4 protein-coding genes and 1 pseudogene are annotated in these 6,282 nt (G+C 69.7%); all 5 read right to left on the reverse strand.

The genetic code is table 11. From position 1 onward, the window contains the following. Positions 1-185: 185 nt before the first annotated feature. Positions 186-1,217: a S53 family peptidase gene (locus PKH97_RS11330; protein ID WP_324387548.1), complete on the reverse strand. Its 1,032-nt coding sequence runs from the start codon at positions 1,215-1,217 to the stop codon at positions 186-188. Between the two features lie 215 nt (positions 1,218-1,432). Beyond that, positions 1,433-3,580 (reverse strand): hypothetical protein, encoded by a 2,148-nt coding sequence (locus PKH97_RS11335; protein WP_324387550.1) that lies wholly within the window; start codon positions 3,578-3,580, stop codon positions 1,433-1,435. Positions 3,581-3,985: 405 nt separating this feature from the next. Beyond that, positions 3,986-5,143 (reverse strand): acyl-CoA dehydrogenase family protein, encoded by a 1,158-nt coding sequence (locus PKH97_RS11340; RefSeq protein WP_324387552.1) that lies wholly within the window; start codon positions 5,141-5,143, stop codon positions 3,986-3,988. A 118-nt stretch (positions 5,144-5,261) separates the two neighbouring features. Then, positions 5,262-6,062 (reverse strand): SGNH/GDSL hydrolase family protein, encoded by an 801-nt coding sequence (locus tag PKH97_RS11345; protein ID WP_324387553.1) that lies wholly within the window; start codon positions 6,060-6,062, stop codon positions 5,262-5,264. Between the two features lie 139 nt (positions 6,063-6,201). Further along, positions 6,202-6,282 (reverse strand): annotated as a pseudogene (locus PKH97_RS11350) (uracil-DNA glycosylase); the annotation flags it as partial.

Here is a 6,282-nt window from a genome sequence, read left to right on the forward strand (position 1 = left end):
GGGCCCAACTGCCTCGCCACCGCTGGGCAGCCGGGCACGGACAAGCCCGAACCCCGGCGCGCCCGAAACCCAGGCCCACGGACAAGCCCGAACCCGGCGCTGGCGCGCCCGAAACCCGGGCGTCGGCGCGCACGGAAAAACCCCGGCCCGGACAGTGTCCGGACCGGGGTTTGAGGTGGCGCGTTTCAGAGCCCGCCGAGGCCCTTGGGTGAACCCACGCCGGTGGGTGCGTCATAGCCCTTGAGCCCGTTGCACAGGTAGTCCCCGCCGCACAGGCCATTGCGGCCGCCGACGACGTCGTAGAACGCGCTCGGCGTGCGATAGGCCTGGGCCGACGAATAGGTTGCGCCATTGCCCGCCAGACCGATCAGGCCCGCGATGATCGGCGCGGACGCGCTGGTGCCACCACCGACGACCCAGCCTGGGGGCAGGCCGAAGGGGTTGGGGTAGGTGTCATAGACCGCGACGCCGGTGGCCGGGTCGGCGACCGCCGACACATCGGCGATCGTGCGCATCTGGCAGTGGGTGTCCTTCTGCCACGGGCTCTTGGCGACGTATGCCGAACACCCGCTCCCGCTGCCGCCCCAGACGTCCTCGTCCCAGCCGCGCGACGTGCCAGGCGCCTTGTTGAGCGTCGTCCCGCCGACCGCGACGACCTTGCGGTAGGCCGCGGGCACGGCTGCCGACGTGAACCCGTAGTCGCCGCTGGAGGCGACAGCCGTCGTGCCCTTGTGCTCGTAGGCGTCCCGATCCGCCCACAGGTAGCCCGTCTCCAGCCCGCCGTAGGAGTGCGAGGTCACCGTGGCACCCTTGCGCCACGCGGTGCGGGTTGCCTCGGCAAGGTTGTTGTTGTAGTTGTCGTCGGCCTCGACCAGCAGGATCTTGCAACTCGGGCAGGCCGCGGAGACCATGTCGAGGTCCATCGAACCCTCCAGGGCCCAGCCGCCGTCAGGCTGTGGGTAGTTGCCCCGCTCTCCGCGCTGGTTGACCTTGCTGAAGCAGCCGTTGGCCGTGGTGCACGGCGGCAGGCCCATGGTCTTGCGATAGACCGCGAGGTCCTTCTCGGCGTTCGGAACGTCGAAGGCGATGATGATGGCGACTGTGGAGTTCGCACCAGTCGCCGGGAGCTTGTAGGCCGAGCGCAGATCGGCGGGGGAAAGTCCCGACGGCATCGCCTTGGCCGGGGTCGCTCCGGAGCCGGTGTGGAAGCGGCTCATGCACCGGCTGTACCCGGCGCGCGTCTCGGAGGAACACGGCTTCCCGCTCGGCTTCGCGGCCGTATGGGTGCCCGCTCCCGCGGGTGCGGCGCTTGCCGTGAGCGCGGGGATCAAAGCTGTGCCTGCGACGGTGACGCCTGCCAGCGCCACGAGCCCACGTCGGATGGTCATGCGATTCATGTCTGTTTCTCTCGCTCTCGTGAAGTCGCGGGCGCTCAGCGCGCCAGGAGGAAGGCGCCGTCGATCTGCTCGGACAAGGTGGTGCCGGCCGAGTCGGTCACGGCGACCTTGAGGCCGACGACGGTGCGGCCGGCGCCGGCCGCGGGGACGTTGAGGGCGGCGGCATACGTCGCGCCGGATCCGGTGACGGGGGCAACGCTCCAGGTGCGGCCGTCATACGACACCCACGCCTTGACCGAGGTGACGCCCTGGGCGACCGTGCGCCCGACTTGGTTGACCGTGAGCCCGATCGACTGCCTACCGGCGGGGAGAACGTTCGCGTCGGTCGACGCGGCGGCGTAGTCCACCGAGAGGAAGGGCAGAACCTTGCACGTCGTCTGGGTCAGACACCACCAGCTCGCCGGCGCGTTGACCGCGGATGACGTCTTGATCGACATCGTCGTGGTCATCGTCGTCGCGAGGGTGAACGGTGCACCCGAGCGGGACGCGATCTGGCTGGTGGTCAGCACCTTGGTGTTGTCCGGGATGGCGGTCGCGCCGCTGAGGTGGCCGTCCTGGTCGATGATCGTCGCGCCATCGGCCTTGATCGTCAGGTGCGAGCTGAAGGTGTCCGGCTCGGTGAAGTCGCCGCTGCCCGTATGCGTGCGATCGCTCAGCGGGAGAGCACCGATCGTGAAACCCTTGACGCCGGACCCGAAGCCGAGGCACGCCGGGCAGGACTGCGCCGGTGCGACACCGGGTGACCGGAAGGCCTGATGCAGCGGGGCCTGGCCCCAGACATCGGAGGTGGTCGTGCCCGCCTTGGGGCCGACGTGCCCATCCTCGGTGAAATCCCCCTTCTCGGTGAAGACGGGATCGAAGCTGATGTACTGCGTCAGCGAGGCGCCGTGGATCAGGCCGCCACCGGTGGAGACGTATTCGGTGAAGGCGCGCGCCGGCGGCGGCATGCCCACCGACCAGCCACCCGTCGGCGGATTCGCCGACCGGCCGTACATCGAGGTGGCGAGGTCGAAGCCGCCGACCAGCTTGGTGCGGTAGATCGCCGTGTTCGAGGCATCGACGCGCGCGATGATGGGGCTGGCCGGGATGCGGCCGGTCACGCCATTATTCGTCGAGTACCGGTAGGGGGCCGACGCGCTTCCCCCGTCGGCGACGACGACCTGCGCAACGCGTTGCGTGCCGTGTAGGGCCCCCACGGTCGGAGTCACGAAGGTCTCTCCTGTTCCGTAGTTACCCAGCAGCACCCAGGACGCCCTGGAGAAGTAGTCACCCGTGACGATGTCGCGGCCGTACTCGGTGATCTCCGCGCCACCCTCTCGCACCGGCTTGGCCAGGGTCGTCCTGATTGGCGTGGTGGCCGAGCGAACGTCAACGCGGACATCCCGGGGGCTATTGACTGTCACCTCGGGCGAGGTGGCGATGTAGGACTTCGTCCAGTCCGCACTGGACGCCATCACCACGAATTGCCAGGTTCCCTGGGGCAAGCTGATCTTGGCCTTGCCGCGGATGGCGAAGCCGACGCCGCCATCCTTCTGCGCGTCGGTGGTGTTGAGGTAGCCGAACATGCCCTCGAAGGGCTTGCCCTGGTCGTCGACGACGTTGACCGTGACGGTGTGCATCGGCCATTGGGGAGTCGGCGCGCTCGGGCGCATGGCCCGGACGCTGGCCACCCCGGCGAAGAGGGCGTCGCCACTCTGCGTGGCGAGGGCGCGGCCAAGGGCGCGGCTGCTGGCGGGTGTGACATAACCGGTGGCGCTCAACCCGCTCCGCCCGGTGACCTCGATGCCGGGGACGGCGGTGGGGGCGTCGGCGCTGGCATACCGGATCGAGACGGGGACCCGGGCGCTGCCGGTGGCGTCGGCGTTGACGTCGAAAAGCGCGGCGTCGAGGACGCCGCCGACCTGGTGCTGCAGAGCCGCGGGGTAGACGTAGCGGGCCTTGCCGATCGCCATAGTGACCAGTGGGCCGGAGGTGGCGCGGTGCAGGAGCACGGGGGTCGAGCCATGGGCCCGGATGACGTCCCCGGTCGGCAACACGACCGCCCGGCTGCTGGTGGCCGCAGTGGCCTGCCAATCGGCGGTGATCTTGCTCGGTGCCTGCGCGCTCGCCGCGAGCGGTGCCAGCCCGCCGGCGGCGAGGGCCGTGATTGCGGCCGTGGCGGCCCAGGTGGTTCGTCTGGTCATTCCCCTTGCCCTTCTCGATTCACGATCCCGTCAGCGGCTGCCGCGGGGCCTTCCGTTGGGAAGCTTGCTCGGTGGCCGGCCGGGCGCCATCAACCGAGCGGCTGATCCGGCTGCGACCATCGGCCATTCTTCGCGGTACTTCCTCTGGGTGTTTCACGGGTGCACGCGCCGAAAGGTTGCCGGCGATCGCGAGATGTGAGGGCCGCCTCAGGCGAGCCGCGGAAATCGCCGCGCAGCAACGGCTTTTCGCCAGATTGGACGGATTGCGTCTGCGCAGGGAGCAGAGAGCGTGCGCGAAAACCCATGACGTCCCCTGCCATCGGTGCCGGGGCATACGGTATTCCGCCGGCCCGGGTGCGATCTTCCACCCCCATACCCGGTATGTCAACGGATGGGTCGTCCGGTTCAGCCGCCGAGCGCGTGCCGGCTGATCACCAGCCGCTGGATCTGGTTGGTGCCCTCAAAGATTTGGGTCACCTTGGCCTCGCGGAAATAGCGCTCGGCTGGGAAATCGGCCGTGTAGCCCGCGCCCCCGAGAACTTGGACCGCGTCGGTGGTGACCTTCATGGCGGCGTCCGTGGCCACCAGCTTCGCCGTGGCTGCCTCGGCGCTGAAGGGCCGTCGCGCGTCGCGCAACCGGGCGGCATACAGATAGCTCGCGCGGGCGGCGCCGACGGCCGCCGCCATGTCCGCGATCAGGAAGGCGAGGCCCTGGTTGCTCGCGATCGGCCGGCCGAACTGGACGCGGTCCTTCGCGTAGCTGGTCGCCAGATCGAGCGCGGACTGCGCCAAACCCGTTGCCGCAGCGGCGATTCCGAGGCGACCGGAGTCGAGAGCCGCCAAGGCGATGGCCATGCCCTGACCCTCGGACCCGATCCGGCGGGACGCGTCGACGCGGACATTGTCGAAGAGCACCTCGCTGACCGGGTCGCAGTGCAGGCCCATCTTGCGTTCCGGCGTGCCGAAGCTGAGCCCGGGCGTGTCGGCGGGGACGACGAAGCACGAGAGCCCGCGCCCGCCGTCGTCCGAGGTCCGCGCGAAGGTCGTGTAGAAGTCCGCGTGCCCGGCGTGCGAGATCCACGACTTCGTCCCATTGAGCACGTATGCCGTGCCGTCACCGACGGCGCGCGTCGTCATGGACGCGATGTCGGAGCCCGCGAGCGGCTCGGAGAGGCAGTAGGCCCCGAGCGTCTCGCCGGAGAGCATGGCCGGGAGCAGCTCGGCCTGCTGTTCTGGGCTGCCATACGCGGCGACGGGATAGCACGTGAGGGAGTGCACGGACGTCCCGACGGCAACGCTCATCCAGGCGCTGCCGATCTCCTCGACGACCTGCAAATAGGTCTCGTAGGGCTGAGCGCCGCCGCCGAACTCCTCGGCATATGGCAGCGAGAGCAGGCCGGCCGCGCCGAGCGTGGTGAAGATGTCACGGGGCAGTTCGGCGCCGCGGGCGGCCGCTGCCTCGGCCTCGTCGACGCGCGGTCGCAACTCCTTGTCGGCGATCTGGCGGACCAGGGCGATGAGATCGTCGCCGAGTTCGTCGGGCATCAGGCGGGACACGGGCATACCGGCCAATGTAGCGAGCCAGGCCGGGGCCGACCTCATGGCCCGCACTCAGCACAGGTTGGGTGACGTCGAGCAGGGTAGACCCTGCTGGAGGTCACCTAAACGCTGCTAGCAGACGTTAGGCCCGGGGCTCGGAGACACGCTCAAGCGTCGGTCGCTTCGCCGTCACGGCGTCCCCCGACGACCGACCGTGGAGTCGCCGATCCACCCAAGGCCCCAAATGCTTTCTGCCCCAGTGCAAGTGGGAGGACAGGGCCTCGCGGCGGCCAGCAGGATCGGCCGGGGGCAGTGGTGTCGCCCAGTCCGCTCGATCGGTGTCGAAGCCGAGCGCGGCTTGGGCGGCGAGCGCCACTCGGCGGTGTCCCTCGCTGGTCAGGTGGATGCGGTCGTCGGCCCACATGCGCCAGTCCTGGAGCGCGTCGAGTCCCCAGATGTCGATGATCGCGCACCCGTGGCGGGCCGCGATCGAGAACAGATTGGCCGTATGCACCGCGTGGCGCGGTCGCAGCGCCTTGAACAGTCCCGCCTTGGCTGGGTCAGTCGGAGTCGCGAGCAACACGGCCGCGCCCGTGGCTCGGATCCGCACGACGGCGGCTTCCAAACGATCGGCGATCGCGTCGAGGTCGACGCTCGGGCGCAGGATGTCGTTGCCGCCGCCGACCATCGAGACCAGATCGGGCGCCATCGCCAGGGCGGCGTCCAACTGCGGCCCGACGACATCGCCCAACTTGCGGCCGCGGACGGCGAGGTTGGCATAGCCGAAGTCAACCCCGGCCTCGGCCGCCACCCCCGCGAGGTGCGCCGCGAGCCGGTCTGCCCACCCGACGAACCCGGTCGACGGCTCGGGCAGTGGATCGCACATCCCTTCGGTGAAGGAGTCGCCGATGGCGACATAGCGGGTCCAGCTGTGGGGCGTCATACGGCAGTCCCATCAGTGGTCGGCTTTCCCGCCCGCTGCCGGCAAGTCCTTGTTCGCATAGGAAATCTTCCCCTGCGCATGACGGGGTTGTGGCATCGGGCGGGAAAGCTGTCGGCTCGCCCGGCCGGCGAGAGTCCGGTCACGGCAGGGACCAGTCCAGCGGCTCGGCGCCCTGGGCGACGAGTGCCGCATTGGCGCGCGAGAAGGGCCGCGAGCCGAA

The organism is Nostocoides sp., from assembly GCF_035343835.1.
GTDB lineage: Bacteria > Actinomycetota > Actinomycetes > Actinomycetales > Dermatophilaceae > Nostocoides_A > Nostocoides_A vanveenii.